Here is a 19,389-nt window from a genome sequence, read left to right as displayed (position 1 = left end):
CAAGCGGCAGAACAACGCAATTCTACAATTCCTGGAAGTCTCGCGGCGCGTCAATGCTCAGGAGCTAGAGCAGATCTTTGAAAAGGCAGACGATCTGCCCCTGGAAAACATTCCTGACTTGATCGTTAAGCTCGAAACCGAGATGAAAGCAGCCGCTAAAAATCTGGAGTTTGAGGAAGCCGCCAAACTGCGCGATCGCATTAAACACCTGCGCGATCGATTGTTGGGGAAGCGATCGTAACTTCTAGCGCATCGCTGCCATCGTATTTTTCCAGGAAAGCTCCTTGCATAGAATCTCTAGTGCCCGTCTTTCCGCGCCTTCAAACAGCCCACAGTCTGCGAGTTCCTTTAAGACCTGCTGAGTGAGCTGAGCAGCAAACGTGCCGCCACAGCGCAGCAGATGACTGTAGTAACAAAACTGAGAATTGCCATTTTCGTTGCAGTGGAAGTGGTAAATCTCCTGCTCGGTCATCACAAACGCAGGCGTGTTGATCGGCACAATCACCTTGGGAATGCCGTGACAGCCATAGCGCGATCGATCGCTTTCAGTCAGCGTCCCCACCAGCACTACTCCCAGCAGCGTCCGAGTATCTGCGACTAAATCGGGCGTAAACATCGGGTCAGGTTCGCTCGACAAGCGCGGACCATTGCTAAGAAACATCGGGTTAAAGAGCTGGGAGTTATACACCAAGCCCACTGCCCAGTGTCGCTCGTCTGGCTCTTCCAGTTTGACAAAACAGCCAAAGCCGTAGTCGTCGGGCAGCGGAGGATAGCTGACCTCGTGGCGATCGTCTAGCTGCACGACATAGTCGCAGTGAGAGTTTGACTTGACCACTTTTCCAAGGCGCATTGTTTTCTCCAATCGCATCACCCGTTCCTCTCACTGATAAGAGACTGCTGTTTCTCTAACTCGTTTCTTGAACCATTCGCGATTTCGCTGACCGCATTTTATCGGACTTTCGTACAACTGAACTATCAGAATCGGGGGAATTAAGCCGATCTCTTAAATTTCTTTAGAAAAAACCTTCTGGGCTTGCTGTTAAGTCCGCTTGAGAAAGAGTTTAAAGAGAACATCATAAAGAGCGATGTCGCCCCTTCTGCTTTCCTTTCTAACCGCCAAAGGTAGGCGTTCAGCGTTCTACTATCGTCGTTCTAATGGTCTCTAGTATCCGATCGGCGAATTAATCACGCATTAAGATAGAACAGGTATCGCTTGGGGCAAACTGAAGTTATTCCCGTGAAAACGGCACGACTCGCACCAGGATCAGACAATTAAACGATTGATTGCACGATCGCCCTACGAGAACCTGCTTCGTATGGTCTGACTTAATCTGGTTTACCTCGATCTGGTTTGCCTCGATTAGGGGCTGCATTTCGACTAGCGATGATGCTGGTCGTCTATAACAATATTTCATCCCCGCTGCGCTGAATTTATGACTGACTCATCGGATGTACGCCCACCCAGTGCTCAAGCCAGCTCTAAAAATCCATCTGGTTTGAATTCGCTGACTGGCAATTCGGCAGGAAGTTCAGCTGAAGCTCTCTCCGATGTGCAGATAACGCTCACTTTACCAGCAGAGATCGCCTCAGCAATTCAGCAGTCTTCGCAGCAGCCGATCGGTCAGCAAATCCTGGCACTGCTGCAACAGGCAGTCAGCGTCCGGCAGCCATTAGAACAGCCGCCAGAGGCAAAGGTCAGCCAGAGTTCACCTGTGGATGCCTCGCTGCGGCAAGAAGTAGAACAGCTTAAACATCGCCTCAGTCTGCTCGAAGCCCTGCTGCCACGAGTTGAGGCGATCGAGAAAAACGTCAATGACTTTACCGGAAAAACGGCTTCGCCTTGTCCTGGGAACGATCGAGCGACTCCCGCTCCGCAGGCATCTGCTCCCCCAACCGCTCCGGCAATTCAAAACCCTGCATCTGTGCCAGAGCCGCGACCGGCTGGAGTTCCTTTGGATGCTGACAAACCGCAGGAGCAAGGCAAAGACGGCAATCCCGGATCAGCGATCGCTTCGCTCTGGATGCAGGTTCAGCAAAACAATCATCCGCCTGCCTCGATTCCCTCTACGCTGCAACCCGTTGATTCCTGCTCAGTGGGGGAGCATCGGTTAATGCCGTTTAAATCTTCTGGGCGGAGCGTATGTATCAAATGCGGCTGGACGGATAACCCTCGCAGTGATAGTTCGATTGCGCCTCCGGTCAATGCTTCAGATCTTCATCAGCTCCTGGAGCAAGCTGCGATCGAGTCTTTGGAAAACATGAAGCCCCGCAAGCGATCGACTTAGCGATCCGCTGATGATCAGGAGTGCATTAGTGTTTTCCCGCACCCAGATAAAGCTCACCCACTTTTGGATCGTTGAGCAAATCCTGTCCTCGTCCTTCAAATCGATCGCGTCCCGTTTCCAGGACATAGCCGCGATCTGCCATTGCTAAAGCTTTACGAGCGTTTTGCTCCACCAGCATAATGGACGTGCCTGAGCGGTTGATTTGCTGAATAATTTCAAACACGCTGTTAACAAGCTGGGGTGACAGAGCGGCGGAGGGTTCGTCGAGGATCAGCAAACTGGGTTGCAGCATCAGTGCCCGTCCCATGGCTAACTGCTGCCGTTCGCCGCCCGATAGGGTTCCGGCACGCTGTTTTCTGCGCTCCACCAGTCGCGGGAACAGGGCAAAAATCTGATCTTTGAGTTCCTTCAAGGAGCCGCGCCGCACGAACGCGCCCATTTCCAGGTTTTCTTCCACTGTGAGCGACGGAAACACATTCGCAATTTGCGGTACATAGCACATTCCCCGCTGCACAATCTGATTCGACTTCAGGCCGACAATATTCTGCCCTTGAAACAGAATCTTGCCTTTGTGCGGGGTCAGCAAGCCGAAGATTGTTTTCGCCAGGGTTGATTTTCCGGCTCCATTCGGACCAATTACAACCACCAATTCTCCCGGATCAACGCGAAAATTTACCCCTTGCAGGATGTCCAGGTCTTTGATGTATCCGGCGTGAACGTCTTCAACTTGTAACAGGGGGACGGGCAGCAGGGGAGCAGTCTGAGGCATAGCAGGAAAGCCAGACAAAAGGGCTATTGCATAGTCTTTAGCGAATCATAGCGAATCATTTTGGGGTGGACTGAAGATCAGGACGTTCTTCTGGGACGATCGCCCCTTCCACAGGACAGACTTGCAGACAAATTCCGCAGTCAATACAGGTCGAAAAGTCAATCCAGTACCAGTCGGTTCCTTTCGTGTTTTTACCGGGACCGTCGTGGATACAAGCGACCGGGCAGGCATCCACACAGTCAGCGACCCCTTCACAGATGTTGGTTACGATCGTATGCGGCATAGCGTTCTCTTAAGATCGGCGGGATAGGCTGGGTCAGGATAGTTTGGGTCAGGATAGTTTGACAGGGCAATCCCCTGGCGGAGAACTGCATCCTTTCTCCTGTTCACCGTTTCTCAGTGTACCGATTTCCGGTTAGCTCGTGTCGATAATGGTCATTCAGAATTGCAGACGAACTCTGAAGTCCGAATTGGTATCATGAAAAGAAGTTAAGAAATATCAATAAAAGTACTGTGACGACTCAAATTCCTGTTTCTGCCTCTGCCCCCCTGCCGATCGAATTCTCCACCTGGAGTTGGCAGGGACACAATATCTGCTACACCGTTCAGGGTGAGGGAGTGCCGCTGGTGCTAGTGCATGGCTTCGGCGCATCGATCGGGCACTGGCGCAAAAATATTCCTGTTCTGGCTGCGGGCGGCTATAAAGTGTTCGCGCTGGATCTGCTGGGCTTTGGACGATCGGATAAGCCGATCGAGCTAACCTACGAGCTGGAACTGTGGCAGCGGCTTTTAAAGGAATTCTGGGAAACGCATATTCAAGAACCCGCCGTGTTTGTGGGAAATTCGATCGGCGCGCTGCTGTGCCTAATGGTGCTGGCGGATTATCCGGAGATTACCAGAGGTGGGGTATTGCTGAATGCCGCAGGCGGGCTGAATCACCGTCCTGAAGAACTGCCGCTGCCCCTGCGATTGATGATGACAGGCTTTAATAAGCTCGTGACCTCTCAGCTTGTCGGTACATTTTTGTTTAACATCATTCGGCAAAAGCCCCGTCTGCGTCGTACGTTGAGACAGGTTTATCGCGATCGCACTGCCATCACCGACGATCTGATCGATCTGCTCCACGAGCCGTCCTGTCATCCCAACGCCCAAAAAGTCTTTGCCGCGATCCTTTCTGCCCCACCCGGCCCCAAACCCGAATCGCTCTTACCCAAAATCGCCCAACCCCTGCTGATCCTTTGGGGCGAGAAAGATCCCTGGACGCCGATCAGCAGCGCAAAATTTTATCAAGACCTGGCAGAAGAGAAAGAGCACGTTCAGTTTATTCCCATTCCTGACACTGGACACTGCCCCCACGACGAACGCCCCGATCTGGTCAATGCCCATATTTTGAACTGGCTGAATACTGCGATTCGCTAAGCGATTTTTAATCTTCATGTCTCTTCCTACGGTGATTCTTCCTGGCTATTTGGCAGGCGCGGTTCCCTATCGCGAAATGGAGCAAGCCCTGCAACAGCTTGATATTCCAGTTAAGACGGTTCCCCTGAAGCGTGGCGATTGGTTTCCAACCCTGGGCGGGCGATCGATGCTGCCGATTCTGACTCAGCTCGATCAGACCGTGAAATCCCTGATGCAGGAAACGGGAAGCGATCGCGTTAATCTGGTCGGGCATTCAGCAGGCGGCTGGATTTGCCGGATTTATCTGGGGGAAATTCCCTATGATGTACATCCGGGCGATCAGGGAAAGCCCTGTCTCTGGCAGGCACATCCACAGGTGACAACGCTGGTCACGCTCGGCACGCCCCATGTGAGTCAGGAACGCTGGACAAAGCGTAATCTGGATTTCGTCAAGCAACACTATCCGGGCGCGTTCTACCCCAGCGTGAAGTATGTTTGCGTCGCAGGTAAGGCAATCTACGGCAAACGAGATTGGGCAAACTGGTTTGTCTACAGCAGCTATGAACTCACCTGCGGCAAAGGCGACTGCTGGGGCGATGGCATTACTCCGATCGAATCAGCTCACCTGGCGGGCGCAGATAATCTCACACTGGAAAACGTGCTGCATTCCCCCCGTTCGGGTAGGCTGTGGTACGGTTCCCCGGAGGTGGTAAAAGCTTGGGCAACTCACCTGACGTAAGAGGAACTTTTGATCGGGGCGATCGATGCTTCCCTGGCAGCATTTTGCAGAACGCTCTACCCCTTATCCTCTTTCCCCTTTGGCGGCTGCTCGAATGCCTCATAAGCTGCCACAATGCGCTGCACCAACGCATGCCTGACCACATCTGCCTTTGAAAGCTCACAAAAGGCGATTCCCTCTACGTTCTTCAAAATACGCTGAGCGACGGCTAAACCGGACTCCTGGTAGGACGGCAAATCAGTTTGGGTAATGTCGCCTGTCACCACCATCCGCGATCGAAATCCGATACGGGTCAGCACCATTTTCATTTGTGCCGGAGTCGTATTTTGCGCCTCGTCGAGAATCACAAAGGCATTGTTGAGGGTGCGTCCTCGCATATAGGCGATCGGAGCCACTTCAATCACGCCCCGCTCCATCAGGTTGGCAATTTTCTCTGGGTCGATCATCTCGTACAGCGCATCGTAGAGCGGACGCAAATAGGGATTCACCTTTTGCTGAAGATCCCCCGGTAGAAATCCAAGCTTTTCCCCTGCTTCCACAGCGGGACGAGTTAAAATCAGCCGCTCGTACTGGTTTGCCAGAAGTGCCTGAACTGCCACCATCGCTGCCAGGTAGGTCTTTCCCGTGCCTGCGGGACCGATGCAGAAGGTGAGGTCGTGTTTGCGGATTGATTCAATATATTGCCGCTGTCGAAAGGTTTTCGCCCGGATTTCTTCGCCTTTACGGGTGCGGACGATAACGTCCCGTTGCAGCATTTCCAGATCGTCTTCGCGGTGCGTGTTAATCGCGTGGCGAACGGTCTGGATATCTACTTCAGTGATCGGCTTGTCCTGACTCCAGTAGGGTTCGAGCGATCGAATGAGTTTCTGGCACAGTTCGACCTGATTTTCAGTTCCCGTAATCAGCACTGATTGCCCCCGTAAAACCAGGGAGGCTCCAGTTTGCTGACTCAGGTACTTCAGGTTGGCTTCCTGTGTACCCGCTAGAGCGATCGCACTTGTGGGGGTCGGTAAATCGATTGTAAGCGTAGTTCCCATTCCATATGAGCCAGGGGAACGTTGAAACCGCTAGCTCTATTACGACATTAGCAAATTTATCTGTTTCCGAATTTAGCGACGCGGACGGCGGGAAGGCTGCGATCGAGGTGGTCTATTGTCATTTCCTCCATTTCTGGAGCCTTCTCTGCGATCATCATGTCCCGCAGGTTGTCCACTCATGCCGCCAAACACTTCGAGATGAACTACCTGCCCTGCTGCCTGAGCCAACGCCTGCACCACAGTGCGAATTGCCTGAATGTTACGTCCGCCACGCCCAAACACTCGCCCTTTATCTTCGCCTTCGATCGCTAAACGAATTAGCACCCGCGAGGTGCGCGGAGAAACTTCGCAGTCGAGCCGCAGAGATTCTGGGGAATCGAGAAACGGCTGCACCAGAAAGCGAACGAGTTCGGAGTAGTTAGAGCTAGTTTGGGACACAGGTTTAATCAGGATACCAGCGGAAATTCTGACCGAAATTTTTATCGTAGGATGCGCTTTTGGCGACATCGCCCTTGGTGGGTCAAGGCTTTGGAATGATGATGTGAATCGACGAGCTGAATCGATGCAATGCGGGGGCTGCCTGAGCGGCTGTGGAAGAAGTCGCAAAGGTTTTATATTGTCCCCTAAATTATTGCCGCCTAAATCCCCCAAAGTTGGGGGACTTTGAATTTCTAAAGCAATCTAGGTTGCCCACAAAATTAGGGGTTAAGGGGACGTACGGATAAAACCAACGACTCTTCATCCTTGAACGCATCTTACAAAATTGCCGAAATGCGATCGGATTTAAGCCCTATCCTTGATAGCGCGCCGGAACGAGGTTGGCTTTTTCCAGAATGCGACGCACGGTATCGGTAGGCTGTGCGCCCTGTTCCAGGCGGCGACGAATTGCCTCTTCCTTTAGCTTTACTTCGTCGGTTCTGGGGTTGTAGTAGCCCAATTCTTCGAGGGCGCGGCCGTCTCGGCGAGAAGTCCCAGTCATTGCCACAATTCGGTAGCTCGCCTCAAACTTTTTACCGAACCGCTTTAATCGCAGCTTGATCATGCCTAAAAATGTTGCTCCTGTTCAAAAAATAACGCTCACTGCTTCGGTTCAGAATGCAGCCAGCAAAATCGAGTCTAATTGGTTGCCCAACTAGCAATTATAGTATGTAGAAGTCAGATCATACCATTAAAGCAAGCGTAACAATTCAGCGTCAGCGTCAGCGTCACCGTCACAGTAGGCGCAACTGTTCGTTTGCAGGTTCTTCCAGAAGCAAATCATCCGACAAGTCCGGCAGTCTCAGCTCGCCAACCCCCGCCCATTCCTCCTCGGTAGACAGTAGCAGATGAGCTGTTTCCAGCATTTCGGCAGCAAATTCTGCCAGATGAGGCTGGTTCTCTAAATAGGTTTTGAGGGCATCGATCGGCGTCAGACAGGTTCCCGTACCCAACTCCGGCAGCCGGGGACGCGCAAGCTGACTAACCAGATCTGCTTGAATTGTGTAGGTGTGTGCTGCGCTGAGGGCCTGATGCACTGCCGCCTGATCGATCGCGTCGAGCTGTTCCGAGCGCACTTCATAAATTAGCCGCACCACTGCATCATGAATTTCGGTCGATTCGATCGCTTTCAGCAGAACTGAGTGGGGGTCGTTCGACTGGGACAAATTCACTCGAATTGTGCGAAATGGACGCACCGGCAAAGGGCAGAAATCCATTTCGACTGAACCGCGCTGCGAAGCCGTTCCTCCTGGGGGGGAATCGACCTTGACCAGCACATAACCCTTATCCTCAGTTTCTTCGCTAAAGTCCACTCGCTCAATGCTGCCCGGATAGACAACCAGCGGCTGCTCTGCCAGAACCTGATGCCGATGCACATGACCCAGTGCTACATAGTCAAAGCAGGAACGGGTCAGGACAGCAAGAGGGACGGTAAAGCCCTTTCCCACGGCTAAAAATCGCTCTGCGCCAAATCGCGCCGTATCGGTCATTAAATGTGCTAGCAGCACTGTGGGCAGATTGGGATCAAGCTGACGAATTTCGCCTTCCAGCGCAACCCGGAGGCGATCGGTCAAAAGCTGATTCACCTCTGCTAGAGACAGACCCTCGGTTTCGGGGCGGGTGAGCAGGGTCGATCGCGTCAGCCAGGGTAGGGTAATGATCTGAATTGCTCCGTTCCGAGTCTGAATCCGGTGGGTTGCCAATCGATCGCCCACCACAAAGCCGGGTACGCCCAGCGTCCGATAAATGCATAGGCTTGCTCCGCCCTGCCCCTGCGAGTGCTGATCGTGGTTGCCGACCAGCAACACAGTGGGAATTTGAGCATCGACCAAGCGGCGAAACTGCTCGGCAAAAAGCTCCTGCACGATCGGCGGCGGCGTCGCATCGGGGAAAGCATCTCCGCCAAACAGCACCAGATCCACAGGTTCGGCAATGGCGCGATCGATACAGTAACTCAGCGATCGCACAAAGTCTTCTAGGCGGGTATTCAGTCCGGTTTCAGAATTGATGCGTCCGTGGGAAAAGCCGCTTCCCAAGTGGATGTCGGAGAGGTGAAGAATTTTGATCATGGGTTGATCGTTTTGATCAGGGATTTGATCAGGAACTTGATCAGGGACGATCGAGCAAGGCGTTTGCGTTCTTTGGAGGTTGTTTGAGCTGATTTCGCCAGAATCAAGCGGTTAAGGGACGGTTCGGGTAATTATCATCGCTTTGCAAACATCCTCCCAAGTCGATGGCAAGATGAGAGGAATGTTCTGAATTTTACCGCAAATGACCGGACAAGATGAACAAGCGTACTCTTTTCCACCGACTCGAAATCGCGCCCCCCGTAATCGCACGATCGAATTAACCGAAGCCGATCGCCAGCATCTACAAAATCAAATCATCCAAATCTCACCGGGCAATTTTCTAACAGAATTACCTATCGGAATTATCCGGGGTGATTCGCTTCAAATCGCACCTTTGTTGCCGCCCAATTCTGTAGATTTGCTCATTCTTGATCCGCCCTATAACTTGAGCAAAGCCTTTGATGGCTATCGGTTTACAAGACAGACGATCGACCAATATTCAACCTGGCTCGATCGGGCAATTACTGCTTTTAAGCCGCTTCTCAAAAACACTGCAACGATTTATATTTGCGGCGATTGGCTAACTTCGATTTCAATTTTTACAGTCGCTTCGGCTCACTTTATCGTCCGTAATCGCATTACCTGGGAGCGGGAAAAGGGTAGAGGCGCAAAGTCTAACTGGAAAAACGCCAGCGAAGATATCTGGTTTTGTACAAGCTCCGATCGCTATACCTTTAACGTAGATGCGGTGAAATTGCGGCGAAAAGTAGTCGCGCCCTACCGGGATGCCAGCGGAACGCCTAAAGATTGGACAACAACTGAAAGCGGCAATTTTCGGGATACGCATCCGTCAAATTTGTGGACAGATATTACCATTCCTTTCTGGTCGATGCCCGAAAACACAGACCATCCCACGCAGAAAAGCGAAAAACTGATTGCCAAACTCATTCTTGCTAGCAGCAATCCGGGCGATCGCGTCTTCGATCCTTTCCTGGGCAGCGGCACGACAACGGCGGTATGTGAAAAGCTCAATCGCAAAGGTTCAGGCATTGAACTCAGCGAGGAATATTGCTTGATCGCTGCAAAACGCCTGGAGCTTGCCCACCAAGACAAGACAATTCAGGGCTGGAGAGACGGAGTGTTCTGGGAGCGCAATACGTTTGCCTCGCAAAAGCTGACTTCTGAATAATGTTGCTGTCCTAAGCCGCTAAACTAAGGGATTGCACCCCTCGCCCCCGTTTGCCGCTATGAAAATCGAATGGCAGGTCGCCAAAACCTACGAAGACATTCTCTATCACAAAGCCGACGGCATCGCCAAAATCACAATTAACCGTCCCCATAAGCGCAATGCGTTTCGCCCCAAAACGGTGTTTGAGCTTTACGATGCCTTTGTCGATGCGCGAGAAGATACCTCGATCGGCGTCGTTCTCTTCACCGGGGCAGGACCGCATACCGACGGCAAATACGCTTTCTGCTCTGGCGGCGATCAGAGCGTGCGCGGCGAAGCGGGCTATGTAGATGAGGCAGGCATTCCCCGGTTGAACGTGCTGGATTTGCAGCGGCTAATTCGATCGATGCCCAAAGTCGTGATCGCGCTGGTGGCGGGCTATGCGATCGGCGGCGGTCATGTGCTGCACCTGATTTGCGATTTGTCGATCGCCGCAGACAACGCTATCTTTGGGCAAACGGGTCCGAAAGTGGGCAGCTTTGACGGTGGCTTTGGCGCAAGCTATCTGGCACGAGTAGTCGGTCAGAAAAAGGCGCGAGAAATTTGGTTTCTCTGTCGGCAGTACGACGCACAGCAAGCCTTAGACATGGGCTTGGTCAATTGCGTTGTCCCGGTCGAACAGCTTGAAGCCGAGGGCATTCAGTGGGCGCAGGAAATTCTGGAGAAAAGCCCGATCGCCATTCGCTGCCTCAAATCTGCCTTTAATGCCGACTGCGACGGACAGGCAGGCTTACAGGAACTCGCCGGAAACGCGACGCTGCTTTACTACATGACCGAAGAAGGCTCAGAAGGAAAGCAGGCGTTTTTAGAGAAGCGATCGCCTAACTTCCGGCAGTATCCGTGGTTGCCGTAGGGGGCAGTTAGCGAACTGCCTCGACTCCTGCCATCTCCAGAATCTCAGGAATCAAATCTTCGCGCCGCACTGCCATCAGGTGAACCCCTTGGCAAATCTGCCGCGCCATATGCACCTGCTCTGCCGCGATCGTCATTCCTTCCCGTAGAGGGTCAGAGGCTTTTTCCAGGCGATCGATAATCTCCTGAGGAATGGTCACGCCCGGCACATTGCGGTTAATAAACTGAGCGTTTTTGGCAGACTTTAGCAGAAAAATTCCGGCAAGCACGGGCTTATTGCAGCCGATCGCTACGTGATCCATGAATTTGCTGAGGCGATCGAAGTCTGAAATGAGCTGACTCTGAAAGAACTGTGCTCCGGCGGCAAGTTTGCGCTCAAATCGACGCTGTAGCCCTGACCAGCTTCCGCACTGGGGATCAACGGCTGCCCCGGCTAACAGAGTCATTGCACCGTCGGGCAAGGCTTTGTCGTTAAAATCAAATCCCTGGTTTAACTTGTCAATCAACTTGAGGAGCCGCACCGATTCCAGCTCAAATACGCCTCTTGCCTCTGGGTGATCCCCCGCTTTGATCGGGTCGCCTGTGAGTGCCAGCACATTCCGAATGCCGAGTGCCTGTGCCCCCATCAGATCCGCCTGGAGCGCGATGCAGTTTCGATCGCGGCAAGCCATCTGACAAATTGGCTCAATGCCCTGCTGTTTTAGGAGAACCGACGCAGCCAGAGACGACATCCGCATCACCGCTCGACTGCCATCAGTAATATTCACTGCATGAACCCGCCCCTTCAGCAGATTTGCCATCTGAATCATGTGAGACGGATCGCCCCCCTTAGGCGGCATGACTTCTGCTGTTACCAGAAAATCGCCCCGCTCGATCGCCGCATGAAACTGGCTGACCGGAGCCTGAGCCGCAGGAGCAGATGATGAAGGCATACTAAGCAGTTGGGAATCAGTCATGGATGAATTGTTGTTCCGGTGAGATCAAGGGTTGAGCAGGAGCAATGGCGAATTGATCATTTCAGCCGTAACCCGCTCAGCCGTAACACCTGCTCAGCCGTAACAATTGATAGGGCTACCTCAGCCAGTATGCCTTAGAAGGGGTTCAGAAAGAATCTGTACTAAAGCAGGGTGCAAAAAGTTCACTGCCTTGTCCCGCAGGAAAAACGGGTTCACGCAGTCAGCGGCTTTGCGTTGCCAGAGTCGCTTTTGGATTCTCTTAATTGAATCCCTAGTCTTAAGGATGAATATGCAGGAATTGCAGCCCGGCATTTTGTCCTGGATCGGCAATCTGTCCTGGATCAAGGTCGCGATCGCTTCCCTGCAATCCAGTTGATCAATTTCATCGTGTTGCTCAATTTTAGAGCGGCTTAATTTATAGAGTCTTAATACAGGCTTGATACAAACTCCTTTTACAAGCCTTAAGGTCTAGGGAAAGCTGAGCGTAGAAGCGGCAAGCAACAAGCAAGGAATTAAAGCAACGGCAATGAAACATATCCACCTCGATCGCACACCGAAAGAACCCGTCTCCCACAATCCGGCGATTCAAAAGCAGGTCATGCTGCGACTGGGCGATTTGCCCCACTTGACCAATTTTTCCCAGGCTCGGTTTGCCCCCGGACAATTCGCGCCCGCCCATGCTCATGCCAATATGTGTGAGGTATTTTTTGTCGAATCGGGCAGCGGGGAGATCGAGGTGAACCAGCAAATTTATTCGCTGACTGCCGGAGCCTGTATTGCCGTGGAGCAGGGCGAGGTTCACGAAGTTCGCAATACGGGCAGCGAGGAACTGGTTCTTACGTATTTCGGGTTACGGGTTGAATCAGCGTAATTTTTGTTGAATGTAGAGAAATCTTGGGTACGCTAAGCAGCAGCGATTAGCAGCACAATGCGAAGCAGTTCCCCTTTCAGGGTAATCGCCTTCCACGTTAGGCTTTGGCAAGATGGGCAGGCCCGCTTGAGCGAGGGTTCATGCCTGCCAGAGCGTCTACGATCGATCCTTATTGCTATTTTAAAACTCATTCCATCATGATTTTCCGGTTCAAATCTCGGATCATTTGGGCAACTGTTTTTAGTTTGAGCCTGATTCTTGTTGCGTTTTCTCACCGCTCTCCGACCAATCTGGCCGGGTCAAAGCTGGCAGTTGCGCCCTATCCCCACACTGTGTTTGTGCATCTGTTTGAGTGGCGATGGGATGATATTGCTCAGGAGTGCGAGAGTTACCTTGCCCCCCACGGTTACGGAGCCGTTCAGATTTCTCCTGCCGCAGAGCACGTTGTTTTACCTCAGCAAGGGTTCCCCTGGTGGCAACGGTACCAGCCTGTTAGCTATCAGCTCGTTAGCCGCAGCGGGAGTCGATCGCAGCTTGCCCAAATGATCGATCGCTGTCACAAAGTCGGAGTCAAAATCTATGCCGATGCCGTAATTAATCACATGGCAGCCGATGCGAGTGGAATTGGCAGTGCAGGCACAAAGTTCGATCGCTACCAATATCCCGGACTTTATGAGCCAAAAGACTTTAACACCTGCCGCAAAGGGATTCAAAACTACAACGATCGCCAGCAAGTGACCCAGTGCGAACTGGTTGGACTGCCCGACCTGGATACCAGCAATCCCTCAGTGCAGCAGCGGATCGTGGAGCATCTGATCGATTTGGTGAGCCTGGGCGTTGATGGCTTTCGGATTGATGCTGCCAAGCACATAGACGCAGCCGATATTGACAGGATTCTCAAGCGAGTCTACCAGGCGGTTGACCCCGACCCCTTTATTTATCAGGAAGTGCTTGATCCGGGCAATGAAGCGACCAAAAAGCAGGACTATTACGCCAACGGACGAGTCATTGAGGCAGAGTACGGGAGAGCGGTTAGTGAGCGGTTTATGGGTATGAGTGGCGCAATCGCCCAGCTCGAAACCCTCGGCGAAACTTGGGGATTGATGCCCAGCGAGAAAGCGATCGTGTTTATTGACAACCACGATAAGCAGCGCGGTCATGCAGGCGGCGGCAACTACCTGACTTACAAGAACGGCAAACTCTACGAGCTAGCAAATGTGTTTATGCTGGCGCATCCCTATGGTATTCCTCAGGTGATGTCGAGCTATGCTTTCTCCCATCCTGATCAGGGTCCGCCTGCGGATGCTCAGGGCAATACTCAGCCTGTTTACCAGAATGGTCAAGCCCACTGTCTGGAGTCTTGGATGTGTGAGCATCGTCGCCCGATCGTTGCTGCAATGGTCAACTTCCGCAATCAGGTCGGTGCCGATAGCCCGATCGCCCATTGGTGGAGCAATGGCAACAATCAAATTGCCTTCGGGCGGGGTTCATCCGGCTTTGTGGTGATTAACCGCGAATCGGAGCCACTCACCCAAACCCTGCAAACCAGTCTACCGCCTGGGGCTTACTGTAATGTGCTGGCGGCTGAAGCTAATTTCGCTCCGCAGTCCAACTCACAGCAATGTCAGGATGGGGCGATCGTCATAGTCGATGCTCAGCAGCAGATTACCGTCACCCTGGAAGGCATGGCTGCCCTGGCAATTCATATCGGCGCGAAAGCGGGATAGCTTAATCAGCTTCAAGGCTTCTCAAATCACTTCTGAGCTAGCGGTCTTTATCTATCAATCTTTAATCTATTAGTCTTTGATCTATCGGTCTTGATCAATGAGTATTCTGATGCTCTACAGAAGGGCAGATAATAAGACAAGATTCGGATTAATAGAGAATCTTAATGCAAACGCTTCAGGAACTCATCACTTTCCTCCGTTGTTACTCTCCTCCCTTGATAGATAGATTTCATTACTCTTCAGGGTATTTCATGATGAAGGCTAGAAATGCTCTGCCGTACTGCGGCTCAGCCTCACTCGATCGATTGAGTTTTGCAGATCGGGTTGCCCCCACTACCCGAAGCTGGCAATCAGCAGGAGCCCTATTGAATGGTTAAGCGAAGCAGATCAGCCACAGTGCACCGCAGCAGGCTCGCCCACTGGCTGCTTGAAGAAGCACATACCAGTAAAGAAGGTCCATACACCAAGGAACAGGCTCATCCCAAGCATCCGTGGTGGCAGGTGATGTGTCTGACCGGAGTAGACTATTTTTCGACGTTGGGCTATCAGCCCGGAATTGCCGCCCTTGCTGCGGGATCGCTCTCCCCAATCGCCACCCTGATCCTGGTTTTGCTGACCCTTTTTGGCGCACTGCCAATTTATCGCCGCGTGGCGCAGATGAGCCCGCACGGGGAAGGCTCGATCGCCATGCTGGAGCATTTGCTGTCTTGGTGGCAGGGCAAGCTGTTTGTGCTTTGTTTACTGGGCTTTGTCGCCACGGACTTTATTATTACAATCACGCTGTCGGCGGCAGACGCAACCGCTCACATTGTCGAAAACCCGATCGTCTCTCATGTTTTTCACGGGCACGAAGTGCCAATTACGCTGATTTTGGTGGCTTTGCTGGCTGCAGTCTTTTTGCGCGGATTTCGGGAAGCGATCGGGCTAGCGGTGGTTCTGGTAGGAGTTTATTTGCTGCTCAATCTCATTGTGGTGGGCATGGGCGTGACCCAGGTGATTCAGCAGCCGATCGTAATTGATAACTGGCGCACTGCCCTGTTGACCGAACGCGGTAATCCCCTGACAATGTTGGCGATCAGTGCCCTACTGTTTCCCAAGCTTGCCCTCGGACTGTCTGGCTTTGAAACGGGTGCGGCTGTCATGCCTCTGGTGAAGGGTAAACCTGGCGACACCGAGGAGCATCCGAAAGGGCGAATTCAGAACACCCATAAGCTGCTGACCAGTGCCGCGCTGATCATGAGCTTTTTTCTGATTACGAGCAGCTTTGTTACTATTTTGCTAATCCCCGCTGCTGAGTTTCAGCCTGGCGGCAGAGCCAGCGGACGTGCCCTCGCTTATCTAGCGCATCAATATCTGGGCAACGGATTTGGCACGCTGTACGACCTCAGCACTATTTCGATTCTCTGGTTTGCCGGAGCCTCGGCAATGGCAGGCTTGCTCAATATTGTGCCGCGCTATCTGCCCCGCTATGGCATGGCTCCCGACTGGGCAAGGGCAACCCGACCGCTCGTGCTGGTGTTTACGCTGATCGCCTTTGTCGTAACGCTGCTCTTTAAGGCAAATGTAGAGGCACAGGGCGGAGCTTATGCCACTGGGGTGCTGGTGCTGATGACTTCAGCTGCTTTTGCAGTAACGCTGGCTGCCCATCGCCACGGCGCAAAACGAGGCAGGATTGTGTTTGGGACGATTACGCTCGTGTTTATCTATACGACGATCACCAACATCATTGAGCGTCCTGAAGGCATTCGGATTGCCGCATCTTTTATTGGCGCAATTATCTTGGTGTCGCTGGTGTCTCGCGTCTGGCGATCGACTGAACTGCGCGTCGAACAAATTGATATGGATGAAACTGCCCGCCGTTTTATTGCCGAGGAGGAAGCCAATCAAGGAATGATTCGCCTGATTGCCAATCGGCTTACTGTAGGCGACGAAGCCGAATATCGTGCTAAAGAAGAGGAAGTGCGGGAGGACAACCACATTCCGCCGACGGATTCGGTGCTGTTTCTAGAAATCCAGGTCGCGGATGCTTCTGAATTTGCCGAGAAGATTCGGCTTAGGGGCGTTGAGGTTGGCAACTATCGAATTTTGCGCGCTCAGGGGGCTGCGGTTCCAAATGCGATTGCCGCCATCCTACTCTACATCCGTGATCAGACGGGTGAACTGCCCCATGTCTATTTTGGCTGGATCGAAGGCAACCCGATTCAATACCTGCTGCGATTCATCCTTTTTGGCGAAGGGGATATTGCGGTGGTAACGCGAGAGGTGCTGCGGAAAGCCGAGCGGAAGCCTCAGCATCGTCCGGTGATTCATGTGGGCGGGTGAGTAAAAGATACCCTTCGATCGTCACTCAATCTGCTGACTCGATCGCCGCACCACAGCCGTGATGATTCCGATTCCAAAGGCTGCCAGCAGTGCAAACCCTAGCAAAAGGCGGCTGCCTTCGAAAATTCCGGCTCCGGCAGCGACCCAGAGCGGTTTGGCGATCGCAATACTCACCAGCAGAGCGACCAGATAGCTTTGCCAGCGAATCTGGGTGAGTCCGATCGCATAGGCAACAAAATCAAACAGTCCGGTCATGAGAAATCCCATCATCAGAAAGAAATTGCGCTCTAGATGCTGCTGACCGAGGCGATCGATCTTTTCCATAAATTGCTGTCCGACAAACCGCTCGACCCAGCCACGTCCGTATCGCCGCGCAATGTAGAAATTAAACGTGCAAGATGCCAGATCTGCCAGTGCGACCACGGCTAACCCCCACGAGAAGCCAAATAACCCGCCTGCCAGCACTGCATAAGCGGTTCCCGGCAACACGGGCAGAATAACGCTGGTAAAGCGCAAGCCAAAGACGATCGCTGGTGCCCAGATGCCAAAGCGATCGACCTGTTCGCGAACCTGCTGAAGACCGATCGTTTGCAGGAGCCAGAGAATGCCAACGAGGAGCAGTCCGATCAGGATGCCGCGAAGGAGAGGAAGGGGTTTCAGGGACATGGGGAAATGGGGAAGTGGGAAGGTGGGGGCGAGGGAGTCAGGGGATTAGGGGTTGTTAGAGAGATGGTCGAAATATTGCTGGAGGAGCGGTGGCAGGGTGGCGAAGGCGATCGCAAAAGTTCTTTCGCTGGTGCGCTGTCTGACGACCTTGGCATACAGTTCTTCGGACGTTGTTTGGGCGGGTTGGGTTGGGCTGGGGAGGAATAGATTGATTTTGAGATTGGTCATTTCGCTGGGGAGACTGTTTCGATCTGCTGCAACGATCGCCGCTTTCTTGGACGAGAGCTTGACTAAATGACCTTCAAAATAAACATTGCTCACCCGCTTGTCTTCCACGATCGCATAGCGTAGCCGAAGGGGGCGGGGCAGATTGAAAAGGGCTTCTTCTTCTTTAGGCAAATAGAGATTGTAATAGCCGCTGACGCCGTAAACTTCATAAACCACAATCGGCTGCTGAATGCCTTTGGGCTGCACCTGCTTTTGGCGGGTGATTTTGACGCTTGATCCGGCTTCTTGCAGGGTGTCTTCGGAAATGAGAATTTGTCCGCCCTGGGTGTAGGACTCGATCCGATAAGTCAGGTTAACCGGGCTGCCGACAATGCCGTATTTGGTGCGCTGTTCTGAGCCAATGTTGCCCACTACCACATCTCCGGTGTGAATGCCGATGCCCATTGCCAGGGGAGACAAGCCCCGTGACTGAAGCTGAGCATTTACCGCGCCCATTGCAAGCTGCATCGCACAGGCACAGGCAACGGCTCGCAGGGCATCGTCAGAGCGGGCAGTCGGCGCACCAAACAGCACCAAAATGCCATCGCCCATGAATTCGTCGATCGTTCCCTGGTACTGATTGATCACCTCCGACATTTGCCCCAGGTAGAGATTGAGGATATGAATCACGTCTTCGGGCTGCAATCGCTCTGCTAAAGCGGTAAAGCCACGCAGGTCAGAAGTCAGAATCGTGATTTTGCGGCGATCGCCCCCCAGCTTCAAACCTTCCGGGTTTTCCAGCAGGTTCATCACAATCTCGTTGCTGAGATAACGACCAAACACCTGACGAATCAGCTGGTTGCGGTTTTCTAAATCTTGATTGACGTTTGCCAGATCTGCCGTTCGTGCCTGCACCCGTCCTTCCAGTTCGCGGGCAGTTTCGCGCAGCTTGCCCACCACCAGCCCCAGCCCGGAAAGCCCAATAAACGAAAGGCTACCGAGCATGAAAAAGGTATCTCTCAGCTCGTGGCTCACTTTCTGATTCAGGCTGTCGATCGTTTGACTCACTTCCCAAACACCGCCGACATCGCCCACTTCCCAATCTTTTTTGGGGCTATTGGGGTGGGTATTGTGGCAGGCAACACAGGTCGCTCTCATAATGCTAGCTTCGCCGTAGCGAAAGGTGGTCAGTCCGTTGACTTTTTCGATGCGCGAGAATTTTTGCTGAGGATTTTTCCGTAAATACGCCAAAGCATCGCGCTCAAAGCCATCTCGCATTCCGCCCTCTTTGCGCCAGGGAAACGGAAAGTCGCTATAAAACCGCATTGACATATCGCGATTTTCTTCGGTGATTCGATCGCTCAGTTCGATCGCAAAGGTAGAAGGCAGGGGAATCGCTCCGCTTTGAGTGAGATAGGCATGGGTGACGGAAATGCCATCGACCGTTTTGGCGCGTTCAACAGCCGCCTGGCTATAGAGATCAATTGCTTGATTAAAGGATTGCGTATAAAGTTCAGCATTTTGAGTTGCCTGGGATTCAATCAAACTGGCAGACAGACGTGACATATTAGAGAACACGACCCCTGCCGCAATACAAAACAGGAGGACAAGGATCAGCACAATCCGCCTCATTAAAAGCCGAAAAACCCAGTTCCAAATCTTGCCCATGAATCCTTCGTTAAAAAATAGTTAGAAAAAGGGGCATTGCTGAATCGGGATATGAAGGGTGCAAATTTAGCTTCTGTATCGCCCCCTAAATCCCCCAATGCTGGGGGACTTTGAATTC

General features: G+C 52.6%; 20 protein-coding genes. 9 read left to right on the top strand and 11 right to left on the bottom strand.

The features are described from left to right. Window positions 1-241: UvrB/UvrC motif-containing protein (locus H6F80_RS25475; protein WP_190794313.1), on the top strand; the 241-nt coding region annotated here is incomplete at its 5' end. Window positions 242-244: 3 nt separating this feature from the next. Here H6F80_RS25475 and H6F80_RS25470 read toward each other — a convergent pair. Continuing rightward, complete coding sequence (locus H6F80_RS25470) at window positions 245-868, bottom strand: DUF8166 family protein (protein WP_518523650.1); 624 nt, start codon at window positions 866-868, stop codon at window positions 245-247. 361 nt (window positions 869-1,229) lie between these two features. Continuing rightward, window positions 1,230-1,373, bottom strand: coding sequence for a hypothetical protein (locus tag H6F80_RS25465; RefSeq protein WP_190794311.1), 144 nt, complete (start codon window positions 1,371-1,373; stop codon window positions 1,230-1,232). A 60-nt stretch (window positions 1,374-1,433) separates the two neighbouring features. Between H6F80_RS25465 and H6F80_RS25460 the strand changes: the two genes are divergently transcribed. After that, window positions 1,434-2,285, top strand: coding sequence for a hypothetical protein (locus H6F80_RS25460; protein ID WP_190794310.1), 852 nt, complete (start codon window positions 1,434-1,436; stop codon window positions 2,283-2,285). 25 nt (window positions 2,286-2,310) lie between these two features. On the opposite strand, the gene H6F80_RS25455 is transcribed toward H6F80_RS25460, so the two are convergent. Both H6F80_RS25455 and H6F80_RS25450 read right to left on the bottom strand, forming a co-directional pair. After that, window positions 2,311-3,054 (bottom strand): ABC transporter ATP-binding protein, encoded by a 744-nt coding sequence (locus tag H6F80_RS25455; protein WP_190794309.1) that lies wholly within the window; start codon window positions 3,052-3,054, stop codon window positions 2,311-2,313. A gap of 55 nt (window positions 3,055-3,109) precedes the next feature. Beyond that, the gene (locus H6F80_RS25450) at window positions 3,110-3,337 is read right to left on the bottom strand and encodes a ferredoxin family protein (RefSeq protein WP_190794308.1); all 228 of its coding nucleotides are present in this window, start codon (window positions 3,335-3,337) and stop codon (window positions 3,110-3,112) included. A gap of 230 nt (window positions 3,338-3,567) precedes the next feature. On the opposite strand from H6F80_RS25450, the gene H6F80_RS25445 reads away from it, so the two are divergent. Beyond that, window positions 3,568-4,473 carry an alpha/beta fold hydrolase gene (locus H6F80_RS25445; RefSeq protein ID WP_347277926.1) on the top strand — a complete coding sequence of 302 codons (906 nt, stop codon included), beginning with the start codon at window positions 3,568-3,570 and terminating at the stop codon, window positions 4,471-4,473. A 16-nt stretch (window positions 4,474-4,489) separates the two neighbouring features. Continuing rightward, on the top strand, window positions 4,490-5,191 hold the full coding sequence (locus tag H6F80_RS25440) for an esterase/lipase family protein (RefSeq protein WP_190794307.1): 702 nt from the start codon (window positions 4,490-4,492) through the stop codon (window positions 5,189-5,191). Between the two features lie 56 nt (window positions 5,192-5,247). Here the strand turns inward: H6F80_RS25440 and H6F80_RS25435 are convergent, their stop codons facing one another. From H6F80_RS25435 to sbcD, 4 genes are all read right to left on the bottom strand, one after another. Beyond that, window positions 5,248-6,228: a PhoH family protein gene (locus H6F80_RS25435; protein WP_190794306.1), complete on the bottom strand. Its 981-nt coding sequence runs from the start codon at window positions 6,226-6,228 to the stop codon at window positions 5,248-5,250. 72 nt (window positions 6,229-6,300) lie between these two features. Further along, window positions 6,301-6,735, bottom strand: coding sequence for a KH domain-containing protein (locus tag H6F80_RS25430; protein ID WP_190794305.1), 435 nt, complete (start codon window positions 6,733-6,735; stop codon window positions 6,301-6,303). Between the two features lie 283 nt (window positions 6,736-7,018). Next, window positions 7,019-7,270, bottom strand: a complete 252-nt coding sequence (rpsP, locus tag H6F80_RS25425) for a 30S ribosomal protein S16 (protein ID WP_190794304.1) — start codon at window positions 7,268-7,270, stop codon at window positions 7,019-7,021. 169 nt (window positions 7,271-7,439) lie between these two features. After that, the gene (sbcD, locus tag H6F80_RS25420; protein WP_190794303.1) at window positions 7,440-8,774 is read right to left on the bottom strand and encodes an exonuclease subunit SbcD; all 1,335 of its coding nucleotides are present in this window, start codon (window positions 8,772-8,774) and stop codon (window positions 7,440-7,442) included. Between the two features lie 202 nt (window positions 8,775-8,976). Between sbcD and H6F80_RS25415 the strand changes: the two genes are divergently transcribed. Continuing rightward, complete coding sequence (locus tag H6F80_RS25415; protein WP_190794302.1) at window positions 8,977-9,963, top strand: DNA-methyltransferase; 987 nt, start codon at window positions 8,977-8,979, stop codon at window positions 9,961-9,963. A 58-nt stretch (window positions 9,964-10,021) separates the two neighbouring features. Beyond that, complete coding sequence (menB, locus tag H6F80_RS25410; RefSeq protein WP_190794301.1) at window positions 10,022-10,855, top strand: 1,4-dihydroxy-2-naphthoyl-CoA synthase; 834 nt, start codon at window positions 10,022-10,024, stop codon at window positions 10,853-10,855. 7 nt (window positions 10,856-10,862) lie between these two features. Here the strand turns inward: menB and H6F80_RS25405 are convergent, their stop codons facing one another. Beyond that, window positions 10,863-11,810: a methylenetetrahydrofolate reductase gene (locus H6F80_RS25405; RefSeq protein WP_190794300.1), complete on the bottom strand. Its 948-nt coding sequence runs from the start codon at window positions 11,808-11,810 to the stop codon at window positions 10,863-10,865. 526 nt (window positions 11,811-12,336) lie between these two features. Between H6F80_RS25405 and H6F80_RS25400 the strand changes: the two genes are divergently transcribed. The 3 genes from H6F80_RS25400 to H6F80_RS25390 all read left to right on the top strand — a co-directional run bounded on the left by H6F80_RS25400 (window position 12,337) and on the right by H6F80_RS25390 (window position 16,730). Next, complete coding sequence (locus tag H6F80_RS25400; RefSeq protein ID WP_190794299.1) at window positions 12,337-12,681, top strand: cupin domain-containing protein; 345 nt, start codon at window positions 12,337-12,339, stop codon at window positions 12,679-12,681. Window positions 12,682-12,926: 245 nt separating this feature from the next. Then, entirely contained in the window at window positions 12,927-14,408 is a 1,482-nt protein-coding gene (locus tag H6F80_RS25395; RefSeq protein WP_242067570.1) for an alpha-amylase, read from the top strand. A gap of 369 nt (window positions 14,409-14,777) precedes the next feature. Continuing rightward, the gene (locus H6F80_RS25390; protein WP_190794297.1) at window positions 14,778-16,730 is read left to right on the top strand and encodes an APC family permease; all 1,953 of its coding nucleotides are present in this window, start codon (window positions 14,778-14,780) and stop codon (window positions 16,728-16,730) included. A gap of 21 nt (window positions 16,731-16,751) precedes the next feature. Here H6F80_RS25390 and H6F80_RS25385 read toward each other — a convergent pair whose 3' ends face one another. Beyond that, window positions 16,752-17,396 (bottom strand): TVP38/TMEM64 family protein, encoded by a 645-nt coding sequence (locus tag H6F80_RS25385; protein WP_190794296.1) that lies wholly within the window; start codon window positions 17,394-17,396, stop codon window positions 16,752-16,754. A gap of 45 nt (window positions 17,397-17,441) precedes the next feature. Next, window positions 17,442-19,271, bottom strand: a complete 1,830-nt coding sequence (locus H6F80_RS25380; RefSeq protein ID WP_190794295.1) for an adenylate/guanylate cyclase domain-containing protein — start codon at window positions 19,269-19,271, stop codon at window positions 17,442-17,444. Window positions 19,272-19,389: the final 118 nt, after the last annotated feature.

The sequence above is a fragment of the Leptolyngbya sp. FACHB-711 genome, assembly GCF_014695615.1.
In the GTDB taxonomy this organism is placed as follows: Bacteria; Cyanobacteriota; Cyanobacteriia; order Elainellales; family Elainellaceae; genus Leptolyngbya_A.
Note: the sequence above shows the minus strand (reverse complement) of the source record. Positions and strands in the feature narration are given on the sequence as shown.

Bases quoted from the DNA above. Each gene is read 5' to 3' on its own strand.
- H6F80_RS25470 (WP_518523650.1), bottom strand. From the start codon at position 868: ATGCGATTGGAGAAAACAATGCGCCTTGGAAAAGTGGTCAAGTCAAAC.
- H6F80_RS25465 (WP_190794311.1), bottom strand. From the start codon at position 1,373: ATGCAGCCCCTAATCGAGGCAAACCAGATCGAGGTAAACCAGATTAAG.
- H6F80_RS25460 (WP_190794310.1), top strand. From the start codon at position 1,434: ATGACTGACTCATCGGATGTACGCCCACCCAGTGCTCAAGCCAGCTCT.
- H6F80_RS25455 (WP_190794309.1), bottom strand. From the start codon at position 3,054: ATGCCTCAGACTGCTCCCCTGCTGCCCGTCCCCCTGTTACAAGTTGAA.
- H6F80_RS25450 (WP_190794308.1), bottom strand. From the start codon at position 3,337: ATGCCGCATACGATCGTAACCAACATCTGTGAAGGGGTCGCTGACTGT.
- H6F80_RS25440 (WP_190794307.1), top strand. From the start codon at position 4,490: ATGTCTCTTCCTACGGTGATTCTTCCTGGCTATTTGGCAGGCGCGGTT.
- H6F80_RS25435 (WP_190794306.1), bottom strand. From the start codon at position 6,228: ATGGGAACTACGCTTACAATCGATTTACCGACCCCCACAAGTGCGATC.
- H6F80_RS25430 (WP_190794305.1), bottom strand. From the start codon at position 6,735: ATGTCGCCAAAAGCGCATCCTACGATAAAAATTTCGGTCAGAATTTCC.
- rpsP (WP_190794304.1), bottom strand. From the start codon at position 7,270: ATGATCAAGCTGCGATTAAAGCGGTTCGGTAAAAAGTTTGAGGCGAGC.
- sbcD (WP_190794303.1), bottom strand. From the start codon at position 8,774: ATGATCAAAATTCTTCACCTCTCCGACATCCACTTGGGAAGCGGCTTT.
- H6F80_RS25415 (WP_190794302.1), top strand. From the start codon at position 8,977: ATGACCGGACAAGATGAACAAGCGTACTCTTTTCCACCGACTCGAAAT.
- menB (WP_190794301.1), top strand. From the start codon at position 10,022: ATGAAAATCGAATGGCAGGTCGCCAAAACCTACGAAGACATTCTCTAT.
- H6F80_RS25405 (WP_190794300.1), bottom strand. From the start codon at position 11,810: ATGACTGATTCCCAACTGCTTAGTATGCCTTCATCATCTGCTCCTGCG.
- H6F80_RS25400 (WP_190794299.1), top strand. From the start codon at position 12,337: ATGAAACATATCCACCTCGATCGCACACCGAAAGAACCCGTCTCCCAC.
- H6F80_RS25390 (WP_190794297.1), top strand. From the start codon at position 14,778: ATGGTTAAGCGAAGCAGATCAGCCACAGTGCACCGCAGCAGGCTCGCC.
- H6F80_RS25385 (WP_190794296.1), bottom strand. From the start codon at position 17,396: ATGTCCCTGAAACCCCTTCCTCTCCTTCGCGGCATCCTGATCGGACTG.
- H6F80_RS25380 (WP_190794295.1), bottom strand. From the start codon at position 19,271: ATGGGCAAGATTTGGAACTGGGTTTTTCGGCTTTTAATGAGGCGGATT.